Source organism: Halomicronema hongdechloris C2206, assembly GCF_002075285.3.
In the GTDB taxonomy this organism is placed as follows: Bacteria; Cyanobacteriota; Cyanobacteriia; order Phormidesmidales; family Phormidesmidaceae; genus Halomicronema_B; species Halomicronema_B hongdechloris.
Window position 1 is genome coordinate 80,913 of record NZ_CP021983.2, and the last position, 17,783, is coordinate 98,695.

The 17,783-nt window shown below is 56.4% G+C and carries 16 protein-coding genes and 1 pseudogene; 11 read left to right on the plus strand and 6 right to left on the minus strand.

All coding sequences use genetic code 11. The annotated features are described in order from the left end of the window. The first annotated feature begins 3 nt into the window (after nt 1-3). The 4 genes from leuB (at nt 4) to XM38_RS00335 (ending at nt 2,934) form a co-directional block, all read left to right on the plus strand. Nucleotides 4-1,086, plus strand: a complete 1,083-nt coding sequence (gene leuB / locus XM38_RS00320; RefSeq protein ID WP_080805711.1) for a 3-isopropylmalate dehydrogenase — start codon at nt 4-6, stop codon at nt 1,084-1,086. Nucleotides 1,087-1,275: 189 nt separating this feature from the next. Continuing rightward, on the plus strand, nt 1,276-1,518 hold the full coding sequence (locus tag XM38_RS00325) for a hypothetical protein (RefSeq protein WP_187329542.1): 243 nt from the start codon (nt 1,276-1,278) through the stop codon (nt 1,516-1,518). A 36-nt stretch (nt 1,519-1,554) separates the two neighbouring features. After that, nucleotides 1,555-2,373: a prepilin peptidase gene (locus XM38_RS00330; RefSeq protein WP_306441446.1), complete on the plus strand. Its 819-nt coding sequence runs from the start codon at nt 1,555-1,557 to the stop codon at nt 2,371-2,373. Nucleotides 2,374-2,664: 291 nt separating this feature from the next. Further along, nucleotides 2,665-2,934 (plus strand): SemiSWEET family sugar transporter, encoded by a 270-nt coding sequence (locus XM38_RS00335; RefSeq protein WP_080805781.1) that lies wholly within the window; start codon nt 2,665-2,667, stop codon nt 2,932-2,934. Nucleotides 2,935-2,945: 11 nt separating this feature from the next. Here the strand turns inward: XM38_RS00335 and dndE are convergent, their stop codons facing one another. The 3 genes from dndE to XM38_RS00350 form a co-directional block, all read right to left on the minus strand. Then, nucleotides 2,946-3,362, minus strand: a complete 417-nt coding sequence (gene dndE / locus XM38_RS00340; RefSeq protein ID WP_088431465.1) for a DNA sulfur modification protein DndE — start codon at nt 3,360-3,362, stop codon at nt 2,946-2,948. 136 nt (nt 3,363-3,498) lie between these two features. After that, nucleotides 3,499-4,506, minus strand: a complete 1,008-nt coding sequence (thiL, locus tag XM38_RS00345; RefSeq protein WP_088428781.1) for a thiamine-phosphate kinase — start codon at nt 4,504-4,506, stop codon at nt 3,499-3,501. 8 nt (nt 4,507-4,514) lie between these two features. Further along, entirely contained in the window at nt 4,515-5,654 is a 1,140-nt protein-coding gene (locus XM38_RS00350) for a peptidylprolyl isomerase (protein WP_080805716.1), read from the minus strand. Nucleotides 5,655-6,069: 415 nt separating this feature from the next. Here XM38_RS00350 and efp point away from each other — a divergent pair, with 415 nt between their 5' ends. From efp to pyrF, 3 genes are read left to right on the plus strand one after another with little or no spacing between them, the layout of a single operon-like run. Further along, a complete protein-coding gene (gene efp / locus XM38_RS00355; protein ID WP_080805718.1) occupies nt 6,070-6,627 on the plus strand; it encodes an elongation factor P in 558 nt (185 codons plus the stop codon). 59 nt (nt 6,628-6,686) lie between these two features. After that, nucleotides 6,687-7,184: an acetyl-CoA carboxylase biotin carboxyl carrier protein gene (accB, locus tag XM38_RS00360; RefSeq protein WP_080814371.1), complete on the plus strand. Its 498-nt coding sequence runs from the start codon at nt 6,687-6,689 to the stop codon at nt 7,182-7,184. Beyond that, nucleotides 7,184-7,915 (plus strand): orotidine-5'-phosphate decarboxylase, encoded by a 732-nt coding sequence (pyrF, locus tag XM38_RS00365; RefSeq protein WP_088428783.1) that lies wholly within the window; start codon nt 7,184-7,186, stop codon nt 7,913-7,915. Before accB ends, pyrF begins: the two co-directional genes overlap by 1 nt. 6 nt (nt 7,916-7,921) lie before the next feature. Here pyrF and XM38_RS00370 read toward each other — a convergent pair whose 3' ends face one another. Then, nucleotides 7,922-9,247, minus strand: a complete 1,326-nt coding sequence (locus XM38_RS00370) for a PhoH family protein (RefSeq protein WP_080805724.1) — start codon at nt 9,245-9,247, stop codon at nt 7,922-7,924. Between the two features lie 312 nt (nt 9,248-9,559). Here XM38_RS00370 and yidD point away from each other — a divergent pair, with 312 nt between their 5' ends. After that, nucleotides 9,560-9,781: a membrane protein insertion efficiency factor YidD gene (gene yidD, locus XM38_RS00375; protein WP_080805726.1), complete on the plus strand. Its 222-nt coding sequence runs from the start codon at nt 9,560-9,562 to the stop codon at nt 9,779-9,781. Between the two features lie 216 nt (nt 9,782-9,997). Here the strand turns inward: yidD and XM38_RS00380 are convergent, their stop codons facing one another. Both XM38_RS00380 and XM38_RS00385 read right to left on the minus strand, forming a co-directional pair. Beyond that, complete coding sequence (locus XM38_RS00380) at nt 9,998-10,774, minus strand: exosortase-dependent surface protein XDP2 (RefSeq protein WP_080805727.1); 777 nt, start codon at nt 10,772-10,774, stop codon at nt 9,998-10,000. 440 nt (nt 10,775-11,214) lie between these two features. Beyond that, complete coding sequence (locus XM38_RS00385) at nt 11,215-12,153, minus strand: glycosyltransferase family 2 protein (RefSeq protein WP_088428785.1); 939 nt, start codon at nt 12,151-12,153, stop codon at nt 11,215-11,217. Nucleotides 12,154-12,334: 181 nt separating this feature from the next. Between XM38_RS00385 and glgP the strand changes: the two genes are divergently transcribed. From glgP to XM38_RS00400, 3 genes and pseudogenes are all read left to right on the plus strand, one after another. After that, nucleotides 12,335-14,527, plus strand: coding sequence for an alpha-glucan family phosphorylase (glgP, locus tag XM38_RS00390; RefSeq protein ID WP_080805731.1), 2,193 nt, complete (start codon nt 12,335-12,337; stop codon nt 14,525-14,527). Between the two features lie 457 nt (nt 14,528-14,984). After that, nucleotides 14,985-15,831 (plus strand): annotated as a pseudogene (locus XM38_RS00395) (Tab2 family RNA-binding protein). A gap of 165 nt (nt 15,832-15,996) precedes the next feature. After that, on the plus strand, nt 15,997-17,778 hold the full coding sequence (locus XM38_RS00400) for an SLC13 family permease (RefSeq protein ID WP_088428787.1): 1,782 nt from the start codon (nt 15,997-15,999) through the stop codon (nt 17,776-17,778). Nucleotides 17,779-17,783 lie beyond the last annotated feature (5 nt).

A 17,783-nucleotide genomic window follows, 5' to 3' on the forward strand; every position in this document is an offset into this window, starting at 1 on the left:
GATATGTCCCAGAGCTTTCGTATTACCCTATTGCCCGGTGACGGTATCGGTCCTGAAATCATGGCAGTGGCGGTGGCTCTGCTCAAAGCCGTGGGGCAACGATTAGACCTAACCTTTAGCTTTCAAGAGGCCCTCATTGGCGGGGCGGCTATCGACCAGACTGGGGTTCCCCTACCTGAGGACACGTTGACTCAGTGTCGGCAGAGTGATGCGGTGCTGCTAGCCGCCATTGGTGGCTACCAATGGGATAGTTTGCCGCGACCCCAGCGCCCTGAGACGGGATTGTTGGCATTGCGATCGGGGCTAGGATTATTTGCTAACCTGCGGCCTGCCAGGGTTTTGCCCCAATTAATCGATGCCTCATCCCTGAAGCGGGAGGTGGTCGATGGGGTCGACATCATGGTGGTGCGGGAGTTGACCGGCGGCGTCTATTTTGGTCAACCCAAAGGTATTTTTGAGGCGGAGACAGGCCAACGGCGCGGGGTGAATACTATGGCCTATGACGAGGCTGAGGTCGACCGCATCGGACGGGTGGCCTTTGAGATTGCCCGCAAACGCCGGGGCCAGCTTTGCTCGGTGGATAAGGCCAATGTGCTCGAGGTGTCGCAACTGTGGCGCGATCGCATCTCGGCCCTAGGGGCAGACTACCCCGATGTCACCCTCTCCCATATGTATGTAGATGCGGCGGCCATGCAATTGGTGCGCTGGCCCCAGCAATTCGATACCATCGTCACCGGCAACCTGTTTGGCGACATTCTCTCCGATGAAGCCGCCATGCTGACGGGCAGCATCGGCATGTTGCCATCGGCTAGCCTAGGGGCCGATGGCCCTGGGGTCTACGAACCCGTGCATGGGTCGGCCCCGGATATCGCCGGTGAAGATAAAGCCAACCCTCTGGCCCAGGTGTTGAGTGTGGCCATGATGTTGCGCTACGGGCTGGATCAGCCAGCGGCAGCAGACCAGCTAGAGCAAGCAGTGATGACCGTCCTGGATCAGGGCTATCGCACCGCCGATATCATGGCCGCAGGCTTGACGGCAGTAGGTTGTCAGGCCATGGGAGAGGCCCTACTGCGGGCGCTGGCTTAACCCCTCAGCCCTATCTAGACTAGTGGCCGGCTAACAGCCAAGCTCCCTATCGCAGTTGGATTTGTGATAATAAGCATTACACATTTGCCCCATCCGGGTAGATCGTTTACAGTCATGCATAAATCGGTGTCATAGAGGTACCTCACCGTGTACGGTTTGCAGCAGTCCCCCCTTCCTGAAGCTCCCTTCATGCCACCATCGGCTCCAGAGCCCCATGGTCTGCCACCGATGTTGGACCCGGGCCTGCTCAAGGCGGCACGGCAAATCTATCGCACTTACTATGAGGTACATCCTGAGGAGATGCAACGCCCAATCGGGGTGGCCATTAGCCGCAAAACCCGACGCGGCAAGTTGATTTTCAGCGAGCGGCCGGTGCTATTGCCCAGCGAATGCTTTATTCCCTTGAGTCAGATCGAGCCAGGGCTGCATTAACTCCCCCTTAAGCCATCTACCCTAACATTTTCTCCTGTGTCCCCACTGCCATTGCTGCTGCCGTCGCTGTTGGTGTTTCTGTTGGGGGCATCCGTCGGCAGTTTTTTGAATGTGGTGATTTATCGTCTGCCGGCCGGTCTGTCGTTGCTGCGCCCCCCCTCTCGGTGCCCCCAGTGTCATACTCGCTTAAAGCCCTATGACAACTTGCCAGTGGTGGGGTGGCTGTGGCTGCGGGGTCGTTGTCGCTACTGTCGCGCAGCTATTCCCATACGCTATCCCCTGGTGGAGGCCTTGGTAGGCGGATTATTTTTGGGTACGTTTTGGCAGTTTGGGTTGGCCTGGACCACGGTGGCCTATTGGGGATTGTTGAGTTGGTTGGTGGCCCTAACATTCATTGATTTGGATACCTTGACTTTGCCCAATAGCCTGACCCAATCGGGCTTAGTGGTGGGGTTAATGGTTCAAGCCGGGGATGGTTGGCTGACGGGAGGATTGAGCGCCAGCATCCAGGGGTTCATGGCCGGGGTTGTAGGGGCCCTGGCCGGGCTGTGGCTGTTTGACTTGATGGGGCTAGGGGCTTCTGTAGCCTTGGGTCAGACGGCCCTGGGCGGCGGCGACAGTAAGCTGGCTGCTTTGCTAGGCGCCTGGTTGGGATGGTCAGGCATGCTGCTGAGTGGGTTTCTAGCCTGTGGTCTGGGGGCCTTTATCGGAGGCGGTGCGATCGCATTAAGAGTGCTGCATCGCCGTCAACCCATGCCCTTTGGTCCCTTTTTAGCCCTGGGGGCAATAGTCACCCTATTCTGGGGTGATGCTCTGATTGGGGCCTATGTGCACCTATTCTTTCCCACCCTATGATACTGGGCTGTACACGCTGGCTCGATCGCTACGGATGGTCAGCCTCGATCCAGGCAGGGAGCAGCAGGATCGGCCAGTCAACTACTCCTACCCTGAAAGCTCAAGCCCTCTATTTACAAGGGTTTGAGTCAATCTCTTAAAAAAATCACGAACTTTGAATTTTCTCTTGAAAAATTTTGAGTTTTTTGTCGTTCGTTTGTGTTAGCGTGTCTAATCGAAGTCGCAAAAACGGCTTCCGGATCTGTTGTCGCGCTGGTTTAATGATTGCCCATGGACGGTTTCCTGTTGCCCATGGACTTCACTACTACCCTGGGGTTAGTAGCTGGCACGTTGACCACGGCTGCCTACTTACCACAGGTACTGAAGACCTGGAAGTCAAAGTCTGCTGATGGCATCTCTTGGAGCATGCTAGTGATTCTGTGCTCTGGGGTGATGTTGTGGTTGTTGTATGGCGTCTACGAGCACGATTTACCGGTAATTTGTGCCAATGTAGTGACGCTGATGCTCTCGACGTTAATTTTAGGCCTGAAGATTCGCTATCGCTATCCAGTCAGGGGATGACGGTCAGTGGCCTAGGACATAGATGCCTGGACGGATTTCAAGTTATCAGACACTAAGGCCATCAAACTTTCAGTGGACTGAATATTGGGATCTCCAGCCAAATAGTGAATGCCCCGATGCAAGTGGAGTTGTAGCTGAGTCGCTAGGGTCTCTCGATGATCAGGCGAGAGACCACTCTCGTGGCAGCGCTGGCGTAAGGCCTTCAGTAAGATATCGCCGACGGGGCCACCTAAGACCCGACCACTCATTTCCAGAGTGCTGTCAGCGGCGATAGATACCGGTGCCGGATTGGTAGGCTCGGCTAGGGATCGACACAGGGCCCAACGGCAAAGCACGGTCCAGTTGCCAATGCTGGTCATTTGCCTCAGCTGCATGAGTTGGCCTGCGGCGGCTTTTGAGAGCCGGATCGGGTTGACGGGAGAATGCATGGGGTCAAGGCCTCGGGTGCTTGCAGTGGTTGCCGTCAGGGGGTAGGCCACGACATCGTCGATGCCATGGAAATCGGGGCCACGGGTGGTAGGGATCCTCTAGCTCCACCTTTCAGCGGCTATCCTGATGGGTTGATTAGAAATGCTGAAATCCTGCCTGCAGACTTAGGGGGGAACCTGGGGCAGCCGCTGTATCGACGAGTAAAATATCCGGCGATGGGGTTACTGTGCCAATAATAGCGGCTCCCGGCTCTAATTGCCTGAGCAGGGCAGTCGCTAGGGCGGGCGCTAAGCACAGAACCAGCTCGAAGTCTTCTCCGCCATAAAGGGCCCACTCGACGGCCCGCTCAGGACCTACCCAGTCGATGAGTCCCGGGGGGATGGGGAGATGCGATCGCACCAGTTGAGCGCCCACCCCACTAGCCTGACAGATCTGGAGCACAGCATTGGCCAGCCCATCACTGCTATCCATGGCTGCCACAGGCGTACTGTCACAGTTATCTGGCAACAGCTGACGCAACTGGGCCACGGCATCGAAGCGAGGCTTGGGGCGGCAATGGGCTTGAATCCATGTAACTTGCTGCTCTGCCCCTATGGCAGGAGCAACCTCTTCCAGGAGTAGGGCCAACCCAGCCCGCGACGCTCCATGGACACCCGTCGCCAGAATCACCTGTCCGGGCTCTGCCCTAGAGCGATACAATGCCTGCCCTGGTTGAACCTGCCCCAACGCCGTAATGGCCACCGTGACCGTGGGAGAGCGACATAAATCACCCCCCAAGATCTGACCACCATAGGCGTTCAAGCACTGGCCAATGCCTGCATAAACCCCCTCAATCCAAGCCACCCTAGTGGTAGGCGGCAGGCTCAACCCCACCGTGATTCCCAAGGGCTCTGCCCCCATGGCCGCCAGATCTGACAGGTTAGCTGCCACCGCCCGCCAGCCTACATCTGTAGGAGCCGTGGTGCGATCGCTAAAGTGCACCCCATCCACCAACACATCCGTGGTTACCACCAGTTGCCGATCAGCTGCCATCGACAAAACCGCCGCATCATCTCCGACCCAACCACCAGGACAGAAACGAAACAGTCTGTCTAGCAGCCCCAGCTCTCCTAGGTCACTGACAGTGAGACACGCATCCCCCATGGCGGGCCTTAGGCCTCGGGTTGAACCAAATTATCTAAACCAGACACCACCCGAGCCGATTCAATCCGATCTCCCTGGCCCAGCTTCTCAAGGAGGTCCTTATTCTCCACGATGTAACCGAAGACAGCATAACGGCCATCTAGGAGATTGCGGCCAGCAGGCGTCAGTTCTGGATCAAACAGTAAGAAGAAAAACTGCGAGGAGCCGCCATTGGGATCATTACCAGGTCGAGCCATCCCCATAGTGCCGTAGGCAGAAAAGGGCAATACCGGCTCATCCAGATAACGGCCTAATGCCTCCAAGGTATCGCCATAGATCGGTTCCTCTTCCTCAGCTACTAAGATCTCTAGAGGAATCGCTCGATACTCGCCAGTCCCTGGATCGATAAAGCCGTCCTCGGGTCCTGGTGGGTCTCCCGTCTGTAGCACATAGTTATCTTCCGCCCGAACAAACTCTAGGCCATCGTAAAAACCACGGCTGGCCAAATCGACAAAGTTACCGGCCGTAATCGGCGCACTGTAGCCATCTACAATAGCTGTCATTGTCCCTTTGTTCGTCTCAAATTCGACGGTGGCGCGGCCCTTAAGATAGGGCAGGTGGCTATACTCCTCAGGCACCTCAAAGGGGAACTCCGTCACCATCAGTTCCTCTAAGCGACCAACCCTATCCAGTAGCTCACCCCGCTCAATCCAGGTCTGCTCTTTATCTTGAGCCTCCACGGCTTCAAGCAGGGTGGCTATCTTAGGCTTTAGCTCATCCAAGAGTTGTTCTGCCTCTGACTGACGCTCGGGGGGAATGTCAGCCAGAATTTGATCGCGGCTACGGTTAAGGACCCGATCCGCCTCAGTAATATCTCGTTTGATAGGACTCCAGCGTTTTCCCCGCAGCCATTCTGAAATTCCTTCTAAATCAGCCTGGATCTCGCGAATCGGTTCATTGTTAATCGGTAATGCCTGTCGCAGCAATGTTTGCCCATCGGTAATTGGATTCCCTGGAGGTAGGTAGGCGATCTGGGCAGGAAGTTTTAACGGCTGAGCGTGAACCATCTCTACTGAAGCTGCCCAGGGAGTCAGGCTAGCTAGCAGCAAGGTTCCATAGACCCCTACTGCTAGCAGCAGAGCTCTGCCCCAGTGCTGAAGTCGTGTCATGCCGATTGCCTCGAATTCTGCTCACTGATTCGGGTGACGTCAATGGCGGATACGCCTTTTCAATCTTGCCATAGAGGCGCCCCATCGACGCGATGACAACGCCGCAGAATAGGAGAGTAAACGGGTAAAGCAGAGGAAGTGAAGGAAGAAAGGGATAGGGAAGCGTGAGATGGAAAAGGGTGAGAGTTTTGTCCTGCTTTGCACCGGCGCAGTCCTACGTTACTCTGTGCGTCTATTCTCCCCATCCACTGATCTACCCATCCTCCCCTGCCTTGCCACCACTCCATTTCACCATCACTCCACCACCTGATTTCCTACCCATCCCTGGGGTTATTCAGGCGTTATGGCAAATGCTCTCTGAGCGGTACAATGAGATGCCGATTGTCCTCCATCATCTGCTAGAGAAGCCAGGGTCATGATTTCTAGTAACGACTTTCGCACTGGTGTCAGCATCGAGCTTGATGGCTCTGTATGGCGTGTGGTTGAATTCCTCCATGTTAAGCCAGGAAAAGGGTCAGCCTTTGTCCGCACCAAGCTCAAGAATGTCCAGACAGGGAATGTGGTTGAGCGCACCTTTCGAGCTGGAGAAACGGTGCCGCAAGCAACTCTAGAGAAGGTGATAATGCAACACACCTACCGGGAAGCCGATGCCTATGTCTTCATGGACATGGAAACTTTCGAAGAGGTCCGTATGACAGACGACCAGATTGGTGACCGGTCCAAATATCTCAAAGAAGAGATGGAAGTGAACGTCGTGCGCTGGCAAGGGCAAATTCTAGAGGTGGAATTGCCTAACTCAGTGGTCCTAGAAGTTACGGAAACCGATCCTGGCATTAAGGGAGATACGGCCACTGGAGGGACTAAGCCTGCCATTGTTGAGACCGGAGCCCAAGTCATGGTGCCGCTGTTTATTTCAGTCGGTGAGCGGATCAAAATTGATACTCGTAATGACTCCTATTTAGGGCGTGAGTAATGGGGGCAATGTATGGGGAGGATACCAACGTGTATCCAGCTGGAATGGAGTAATGGCCTGTGGAATTGAACTTTAGCGAGCTCCGGGAACTGGTAGCAGCACTCAATCAGACGGATATTGCCGAGCTGACCCTTAAAAGTGATGCTTTTGAGTTGACACTGCGTAAGCGAGGGACGACAGAGTTATCGGCAATGGCCCCAAACGCAGGGCTCGCTAGCCCAGGACCGATCTCGTCAGTGGTGGCTCCGGCGTCCTCTCCTGCGGCATCTGGTCCGGCAGAGGAGGAGTCTAAATCTGCACCAACCCCCGACGCCAATTTGGTTGATATTACCTCTCCTATGGTGGGAACCTTCTATCGGGCACCTGCTCCGGATGAGCCGCCGTTTGTAGAGATTGGAGATCGGATTCAGACTGGGCAAACCGTCTGTATCATCGAGGCCATGAAGTTGATGAATGAATTAGAGGCCGAGGTCTCCGGCGAAGTGGTCGAAATTTTGATGCAAAACGCGGAGCCAGTGGAATTTGGTCAGGTGTTGATGCGAGTGCGGCCTAGCTGATGGGTGACCTCGATAACCTTCAGGCGGCCGATCGTCTCATCGTGCCATTGGATGTAGCTACTGAAACGGCAGCCTTAGCCTTGGTCGATCGCTTACCTCAGGTCCGGATCTGGAAGGTTGGCTTAGAACTCTTCGTCAGTAGCGGACCTGAGCTGCTACGACTGCTGAAGCAACGGCAGAAGCGTATTTTCCTCGATTTAAAGCTCCATGACATTCCCAATACCATGGCTGGGGCCTGTCGGGCTGCCGCTCGCTATGGTGTTGATTTCCTGACAGTGCATGCTAGTGCTGGCAAAGCAGCACTGATGACTGCCCGGGCTGCCGCCCAGGAGGGAGCTGCTGAGGCCGAGGTTCCTCCGCCTCGACTATTGGGGGTTACCTTGCTGACTAACATTTCTAGCCGTACCCTTGCCTTTGAACTCAAGGTGCCTCTAGAGTTAACTGACTACACCTTGCAATTGGCTCTGTTGGCTCAGGATAGTGGTCTAGGGGGAATTGTCTGCTCACCTCAGGAAGCAGACCTGCTGCGCCGAACGTTGTCTCCTGCCATGACCCTAGTTTGCCCAGGAGTCCGTCCCGCTTGGGCCCAGCAAGATGACCAGCAGCGAGTGTTGACTCCAGCACAGGCCCTGGCAGCAGGGGCTCATTACCTAGTAATTGGCCGCCCGATTACGGCGGCGGCGGCGCCTGAGGCAGCCTTTCAGCGTCTCTGCCAAGACCTACTTCCCTAGGCCACTCTAAAGCAGTAGGGCAGCTCGTTCGGCCAGTTCTGAGCGTTCTCCCTTGTAGAGGGTAATGTGACCGGCTAGAGCTTCTTCCTTGAAGCGCTCGACCACATAGGTCAACCCATTGCTAGAGGCATCGACATAGGGATTGTCGATCTGATCGGGATCTCCAGTCAGCACGATCTTGGTGTGCTCTCCGGCCCGAGTCAGGATGGTCTTAACTTCATGGGGCGTCAGATTTTGCGCTTCATCCACAATCAAAAACTGCTTGGGAATGGTACGGCCGCGAATGTAGGTCAACGGTTCAATCTGCAGTAGCCCCTGATCCATCATGTCCTCGTGGCCGCGACGCCAGTGTTCTGGCCGTCCCCGGGTTTCCTGGGTAGCAAAAATCAGATCAAAGTTGTCATAGAGGGGCTGCATCCAAGGTGTTAGTTTGTCGGTAATATCCCCTGGTAGGTAGCCAATATCCCGCCCTAAAGGGACAATCGGACGAGCAATCAACAGGCGACTGTAAACATGTTCGGCGCCTACCTTTTGCACACCAGCGGCAATGGCCAATAAGGTCTTACCAGTACCGGCCTTGCCCACCAGAGTGACCAAAGAAATCGAATCCTGTAAGAGCAGTTCCAGGGCGAAGCGCTGTTCTCGGTTGCGCGGCTGAATACGAGAGACCCCAACGGCAGATAATTTGCTCAAGGGGATCACCTTGCCCTGACGCCCCTCTACCCACCCCAGGGCAGTATGGGCCGGCTGGGTTTGATCTACTAAAGTGATAGCTTGATTGGGAAATAGTGGTAAGTCTAGGCCGAGATGCCCCTGCTTGAACAACTGCTCCATGGCCTCGGCGGTTACCATGACGTCACGGCTGCCGGTATATAGGTCCTGGATGTCAATTTTGTCAGTTTCATAATCTTGAGCAACCAGCCCCAGCGCATCTGCCTTAATCCGGAGGTTGGTATCTTTACTGATCACCGCCACCGGGCAGCGGCACTGCTGCTTCAGCTCCATAGCTACGGCTAGGATGGCATTATCTCCCTGGTCCCCTTCCAGTTCGGGGGGCAGTTGTTGCAGGGTATCGCGATGGCAGAGGGCAACCCGTAGGGTACCGCCATTATCTAGAGGAATTCCTTGGATAATGGCGCCCCGTTGACGCAGCTCATCTAGGGTGCGGGAGACATAGCGAGCATTGCGCCCAGTGGCCTCTGGTTGTTTCTTGAAGCGATCTAATTCCTCAATCAATGTGATCGGCAAAACGACCTCATTGTCCTCGAATCGCATCATGGCGGATGGGTCATGCAGCAACACATTGGTATCGAGGACGAAGACTTTCTTCATAAAACCACTGAGCAATGGAGAGGGGCTTTAGGACCAGGCCAGATGACAAGCAACGAGGCAGACTCCTAATGTCCAGAACGCTGCTGCCTCCTACCCATGGCTTTATGTCTAAAAGAGGTAGAAGCTGATCCCACGCTCACTTTACCGCATCTCTCTGCAGCTCTCTGGGCAGGAGCTGGTCCAGCTGTCTTCGGTAAAACTCCTGCGCGGGTAGGCGGCTCAAGTCTAATTGCCATTGCTTAAGATAGATGATGAGAAGATTAGGATAGAGATGGCGTTGACCAGGCAGGATATCGGGTTGAGGGACTGATGATGAAGCAAGTATTGCTGTGGCTGATTAGGGGCTATCGAGCCTTGATTTCCCCGCTGCTTCCTTCCACCTGCCGGTTTCAACCCACCTGTTCCCAATATGCCCTCCAGGCAGTGGAGCGATTTGGCCCAATCCGAGGCAGTTGGTTAGCCGGACGTCGTATCCTGCGGTGTCATCCTCTACATCCTGGGGGTTACGATCCGGTACCTCCGGCAGACTCCTAAAATATCGGTCCTATCATACAGTCCAGCTGAGCCATTGCCTATGGTCGGCGTCATCACGCTTTGGGCAATGGTAGGCCTAGACTCAGCCATTGCAATGGCTAACATGGCCCTAGGCTGACTGGCTACCCCCATCGTTCATCTGTGATGAAAACAACTCCAAAAAAGGGTGGCCACAGCCACCCTATCTCATCTATCGCTCATGGATTATGCGGTCGGTCATTGTGGGCATTGACGACGGCGAGTCAGTGTCAAGGCCCCGGCTACTATCCCCAAGCCAATCACGGTGGCGGGTTCTGGCACCTGAGCAGCCACGACTTTGTAATCGGGCCCCTTGGAAGTAGCATTGCTGCTGAGCTGTAGCCAGCTAGCTCCGGCACCATCCAGTTTCAGGCCCAGGGCGCCTACGGATTGGGTATTGGCGATCTCGGTGGTATTGATCTGGAAGCCAGCGTTCTCCCAGAGGTCGCGGGTGATCGTAAAGCTCGCTAGGACGGTACCGGCGTCGTCGAGGGCTTCTACTTGTAGGTCGCTGTTGAGACCACGCTCCCAGAAGAGGAAGTGGTTCTGGGCTTGACCAAAGCCCACCTTGAGGGTAGCTGTGCCCTTGTCTTCGGTATCAATGATGCTATTCAGGTTGAGATTACCTAGGGATGCCACTACGTCGGCATCGGTGGGATCTTCGACCATGGGGCCTTCTGGAGCAAGGGCTTGGAGCGTGGTCTGATCCCCGTGGTCGGAGCTGGCAGCGCCGCTGTTGCCGCCGGTATAGGGAGGATTGTAGAGAATGGAGGCATCGGTGACGGTGGCAAAATCTGAGACTGTTTTGCCATCGATGGTGACAGCGTTTAGTAATACATCTCCTTGCGGGGGATTCCCGCTCCAATGGGTCTGAAATAAGAATGGCGTAAACGACGCGGCCTGGGCGGAGCCTGTGATAGTACTGAGGCTACCTGCCAGGGCGCCTAGATAAGACACGATATGGCTAACTTTCATAGGGTTCCTTGCTGCAATCAACTCACGGTGGATGACCTGATGGGGGATGGGCCATCTTCTTCGGGAGAACGCGAGGATTGCGATGTACAGTAATGGCGACCACCTAAACGTTGAGTGCGATCGCATATCAGCCGACAGCATTCAGTTCTCAGGGGCAACCATATTACTACCTAGTCATCTGACTGACCTATATATCACTCTAGAGTAATTAAGCAGGATCGCCTAGAGGGCTGTAGCGAATTTTACCAATGCTTCACAAAGTTTTCCGTGTTCTCCCCAGACTCTGTCGTCTGGAGAACCGTTCGGCTTTGTGGCTAGGATGGGAGCTCACAGGTAAAACCACTCATGTGCCGGGAGACAGGGGCGCTAAAGCCTTGCCGCAGGGCATGGGAATACATCGTGGCCTTGACGAATAGGGCCTCGAGCCCAAATCTTCTCGGTCAGTCGAGGACCACATGCTTGGGCACGCAGGATGGGGAGGCGGGCGACTGTCGCCATCGTCTGGCCTGGCGCAACAGTCGCCAAGCCTGGGGAGACAAGGCGGCGGGCCAACCTAACTGCAAGGCCATACCCAGGCGCCTTTGCTTCAGGGCTACGAGGCTCCAATGCAGATGTAGGTAGGCGCGAATTACGTCCAACTGGGGAGCCTGGGCTCGATAGGCTGGGGGCAGGTGTTGATAGATGCGCTCTTTGATCACAATATTGGTGGCCAGGCGCTGGGGTAGGGGAATTTTCTGATCGTAGCCGCCGGGCCATTGGGTGCGGTAGGCCAAGCATTGGTTGATAAATAGGGCATCGCCATAGTCGGCGACGCGAATCCAGGAATCGATGTCGTCACAACTGGTCATGGCCAAGTCCCAACCGCCAGAGTTGAGCAAGGCATCTCGCCGCACGGCCACCTGAATAGGGGTGCCAAAGGGGACGGCTTCCAGTAACATGCCGTAGTGGATGGCTTCCTGGGGAATGTAGAAGGCCTGGCCTGGCCCCGTGGGAGGAGTGCGGCTCAGTGCTTCTCCCTGGGGATTGACCTGGGCTGCCTGGCCGGAACAAATGACGGCCTCGGGGTGATGTGCGATCGCAGCGGCCATCGTCTCCAGACAATGAGGCGCCAAGTAGTCATCATCATCCACCAGCTTGATCCAATCCCCCGTCGCCACCTTGGCACCAGCATTGACCGCCCCCGCATGGCTGGTATTGGTAGTATTGCGGTAGTAAACCACCTGATTTCCGAGGTGACGGAGATAGGCCTCAGTGCCATCGCTAGAGGCATTATCAACCACCACCACCTCCGCCGGCAGGGCCTGCGCTAAGGCCGACTTAACCGCCCGCTGCAGCAGCTCGAGACGGTTGTAAGTGGTAATCACAATACTGAATTTCATGGGGAGGAATCGGGCGAGGGGAACGGCTGAGGATCAGATGCACGCTGTTGTTTCAGCTTATCGCCAACTGCCTAAGGATGGGTTAGCCCTTAGGATTTTAAGAGAAACCCTGACCCATTGTCCCCATCGGTTGTCAGGACCGAGTCTGCAGTGACTCCTTGTCTTCCTGCTAAGCATACCTATGAACCCGATCACTCAGCTCAAGACCAAACTCCCCGCCCCCCTGCAGCGCCTAGGCGACCTCGCCTACAACTACTGGTGGAGTTGGACCGCCGACCATCTCTCCCTATTTAGCACCATCGATCCCACCATCTGGCAGGCCTGCCGCCACAACCCTGTGGCCCTGCTGGAGTCGGTCTCCTATGAACGGCTCTCTCAGATTGCCGAAAATCCTGAATACCTAAAGCGGCTTAAGACCCTAGCCCGGCAATTCGACAGCTACATGACCGAGCGCGACACCTGGGCCAGTCGGGTGGCGCCGCAGCTCTCCCACGAGAAGCCTGTGGCTTACTTCTGTGTAGAATTCGGCTTGCACGAGTCCCTGCCCATCTATGCCGGTGGCTTGGGTGTCTTGGCCGGAGATCACCTAAAATCGGCCTCGGATCTAGGGGTGCCCATGGTGGGGGTAGGCTTGCTCTATCGCCAGGGTTATTTTCGCCAACGCCTCAACCGCAGCGGCTGGCAGGAAGACTATTACGACGATAACGACTTCGAGCACATGCCGCTGGAGCTGGTGCGGGACGAGTTTGGCCAACCAGTCACCATCAAGGTACGGATTCGGCAGCGCACCGTACGAATTCAGGTCTGGAAGGTGCGGGTCGGTCGGGTTGAGCTCTATTTGTTGGATGCTGACCGCAGCGACAATGATCCCATTGACCGCCGGCTGACCGGCCATCTCTACGGCGGCAATCGGGAAACTCGCATCGCCCAAAAGCTGCTGCTCGGGGTGGGCGGCGTCTGCATGCTGGAGGCTCTAGAGATTGAGCCTTCTATCTATCATCTCAACGAAGGCCACGCCGCCTTTGCCCTACTGGAAGTGGCCCGCTACGAGACCGAACGCACCGGGGAAAACTTCTTCGAAGTAGAGCCACGGCTGCGCAAGCAAGTCATCTATACCAGCCACACACCGGTGCCGACAGGGTTTCAGACCTTCTCAGCCGATATGATGGATTCCTTCTTCGCCGACTATTGGCCCAAACTGGGCCTCTCTCGGGAGGAATTTCTATCCCTAGGGGCCCGTCGCCTGGGGGATCCTTGGGAGCCCTTCAGCATGGAAGTGTTGGCCCTGCGCCTCAGCCGTGCCGCCAATGGCGTCAGCCGTCGTCACGGGGAGGTGTCCCGGGAAATGTGGCATATTCTGTATCCAGAGTGTGAAACTGCTGAGCAGGTGCCCATCAGCCACATCACCAATGGGGTCCACGCCCGCACCTGGACGGCGCCCTTGCTGAATGATCTCTACGGTGAGTATCTGGGCCAGAGTTGGGCCCGGGAAATGGGGAACACCGAGATCTGGACTCGAATTAATGACATCCCCGATGAGGATCTGTGGCAACGTCACTGCATCTTGAAGGAACGGCTGATCGCCCACACTCGCGCCCGAGTGCGTCAGGCTCGTCTCGGCCGTGGCGAGGCCGCCGATGATATTGCGGCGGTAGAACGCTTGTTGGATCCCGACACCCTGACCATTGGCTTTGCCCGTCGCTTTAGTCCATACAAGCGCGGGGGACTGCTGTTTCGAGATCTACACCGGGCCATCCGGATTCTGTCCAATCGGCGGCGGCCGATTCAGCTGATCTTTGCTGGCAAGGCCCATCCTGCCGATGATGAGGGCAAGCGGATCATTCAACGGCTGATGGAGTGGTGCCGCCATCCCTCCCTACGTGATCGCATCGCCTTCATCGAAGACTATGACATCTATACCGCCAAACTCATGGTGCATGGAGTGGATGTCTGGCTGAGCACCCCCCGGCGCTCTCTAGAGGCCTCCGGCACCAGTGGTCAAAAGGTCTGCCTCAACGGCGGCATCAACTGTGGTGTGCTCGATGGCTGGTGGGCCGAGGCCTATCAGGAGGGACCCAATGGCCGTGGGCTCAATGGTTGGGCCATTCGCAAAGAGGCCGATACTCGAGAGCAGGAGATCCAAGATCAAAGCGATGCCGAGACTCTCTATGAGCTCCTAGAAGAGCAGATGGCTCCCCTGTTTTATCAACGGGACCGGCACGGTCTTCCCCGGGGCTGGATCACCCTGATGAAGGCCTCCATCCGCATGGGAGCCCCCTGTTTCAATACTGACCGCATGGTGGCGGAGTATGTCACCCGGCTCTACTTCCCAGAGATAGCCATCCCCAACGAGCCAGTACTGGCCAGCGCCTGAGGGAGAGCGGAGAGCGGAGAGTAAAGAGTAAAGAGTAAAGAGTAAAGAGTGACGAGTAAAGAGTAAAGAGTGACGAGTGACGAGTGGATGGGTGGATGGGACAGGGTAGGGGGCGCGGTTGCCGCGCCCAATAGAGAAAACCGGCTACCGTGCCGATGCGACGCGATCTTGAACGACCAACCGACAGGTCCTTCCGCAGGGTCCAAGGCGGTGATTCGACTACGCTCATCACAAGTAGTTCGACTGCGTTGCTCCTGCAAGTTCGACTTCGCTCACTACGAGCGGAGCCGCTTTGCGAACACCACAAGCGGTTCGTCCTGGTCGTAGGAGTCCGAGGGGGAGCGAGATCCCCTCGGGTGAGCCCCCCGAGCTACCCGATTAAGCGCAGTCTTATCGAGGTTCATGGCCATTGATCGACATGCCCTGATAAAACGACGACGAACCAAAAGGAGCAACGATGATTGCTTGGCAGGTTGACTGCTACCGCCGTCCTCTGGCAACTCCGGAAGGACAGCCTCTGTGGGAACTACTAATATGTGAAGCGGCTGATAAGACCCTGGGGTTTACCTATGGGGTGATGGTCCCCCAGTCTGAGGTCACTGCCGAGTGGCTACGCCATCATCTCCAGGTAGCCCTAGACAGGGCTCCTCGTCCCCCCGAGGAAATTCAGGTGTTTCGCCCTCAATGCCTGAGTTTGGTAGAAGCGGCGGCGGCTCCCTTGGCAATTTTGGTGGTGGCTAGCCGCCATACCCCTACCCTGAAGCAGTGGTTACAGCAGCGGGCGGCCTGGTACCCTAGCCTGGACCATTACACCGGCGAGTCGTACGACTCTTTGGCATTAGATCGGCCGCCGCCCAATCCCCTGCCTGAATCACTGTGGGGAGAGCAGTGGCGATTTGCCGCCATTACCGCCGGGGAATTTGAGCGCACCTTTCCCCACGAGCCCATCCCCATTCGCCAGATGCCGCCAGAGCAACTGCCACAACGGCTGGGAGTGGCCAGTACTACCCCTATCCCTGGCGTGGTGATCGATGGGGGACGGCAATCAATGCCCCTAGCGCGCTGGTTACAATCGGTGCAGCCGGTATTCCTAGAGGTGATCGCCGGCCCCCCCCATGGCTTGGTGCTGGAGGCAGGATTGGTGGATCGTTGGATTCTCACTACCTTCGCGGATCCACAGGTGGCTGAAGCGGCCCAAACCTTTTGAACAACGACAGGCCGACAGCCAAGGACTACACTTCCTCTTGGTGCGTCCGGATGACACCGGCATGACCTATACGGGCCTGTGGCTATTGCAGCGGTGACTAAGTGAGTGACCATTAGGTTTCGCCACCGATTAACGGTAACATCAGCTTTAACGTTTCTTAAAGCTTTCTCAACTAGCCTGGCTCCACTAGGAAATGGGTTGAGGAGAAGGCTACGGTAGGTGGAGAGCTCGCTCTCAGCCTGCCACCTCTTTAACCCTGTCTATGACTGCTGATATTGTCCTGACCCTAGCGATTGCGGCTCTGGCCCTGCTGCTGTTTATGCTGGAATGGCTGCCAGCTGATATCACTGGCATGGTAGTCATGGTAACGCTGATGCTGTTGGGGCAGGTGACGCCGCGGAAGGGTTTCTGGGCTTCAGCAATCCAGCCACCTCTCACGGTGATGGCCATGTTTATTCTCAGTGCAGGCATTGCCCGCACCGGGGCGCTGCAACGGTTAAACCAAGCCCTAATCGCCTGGTCGGGGAAGCAGGCCCAAACAGATGCTGCCTTGGGGTGCGATCCAGGACCATTATCGGGAGTAATCAAAAACCCGCCGTCCTCTCAGTGTTGCTGGCCGACGGTAGAAGATCTCTGCCGCCGCCAGGGCTTCTCGGCCTCGCGGCTACTGATGCCCTGGTCCTTCATCACCATCTTGGGAGGCATGTTGACGGTGGTGGGCACCTCCACCACGGTGCTAGCCAGTGGCCTTTCGGGCCAGTTGGGCTACGGGGAATTTGACCTATTGTGTTGTGACGGCCCTGGGGGCGATTGCCTTGGCATTGGCCTGGCCTATCTGATCTTTGTCCCCGCCGCTGCAGACCATAAGCAGTCCCATACCTCCTTCAGCCAGGAGTATGACCTAAGGGGATATGTCAGTGAAGTGGTGATTACGCCGCGCTCCAGCCTGGTGGGACAGACCCTGCGGGCTAGTGAATTGCAGCGGCGCTTTGATCTAGATGTGTTAGAGCTGATTCACAATGAATCGCTTCGCCCAGCCCTAGCAGACAAGGTGTTGTCGGCGGGGGATATTTTGCTGGTGCGCTGTGGCCGCGGCGACTTGCTGAAGATTCGCGATAGCGAAGGGCTGGAGATCTTGCCAGACGTTCAATTTGGGCAAAAGTCCTGGCAGGCGGATCTGAGTTCCGGCGAGGAGGGCATCGCCGAGGTCTTGGTGCTGGCCAACTCCAACCTGATTGGCTCGACGCTGAAAGAAATGCGCTTCCGCCAGCGCTACAACGTCACGGTGCTAGCAATCCGGCGGGGGGAGGAACTGGTGCGGGACCGCCTGGGCAAGGTGCCGCTGCGGTTTGGGGACCTATTGTTGGTGCAGGGGCCGAAGCAAAGTTTTGTGGGATTGCAGACCAGCCGCGATCTGCTGGTGCTGGAGCAACGGGATCTGGAAACGTTGCGATCGCAAAAAGCCCCCATCGCCATTTTGATCGGCCTAGGGGTAGTGGTCTTGGCGGCTCTGAATCAAGTGCCGATCCTAGTGGCGGCCCTAACCGGCAGTGTGTTGATGGTGCTCAGCGGTTGTCTGAAACCAGGGGAACTCTACCAATCCATCCGCTGGGACGTGATCTTTCTGCTAGCCAGCCTGATTCCCCTGGGCATTTCCATGGAAACCTCAGGGGCTACCGACTGGTTGGCCACTAACCTAGTCGCCCTAGGCCAGCACCTCTCCCCCCATGGACTGCTGATGGTCCTGTTTGTCCTCACGACAGTACTCACCGGCATTCTCTCCAACACCGCCGCCGTCATCCTGTTGCTACCCGTGGGAGTACAGATCGCCGAAACCCTTGACCTCAATCCCTTTACCGTCATGGCCGTGATTACCTTCGCCGCCTCCAACAGCTTCATGACCCCGATTGGCTATCAAACCAACACCATGGTCTACGGAGCCGGCGGGTATCGCTTTTTAGACTTTGTCAGAGTCGGTGGTCCCCTGTGCCTAGTGATGGCACTGGTGATACCTTCCCTGGCGGGCTGGCTCTATGGTCTGTAGAGTCC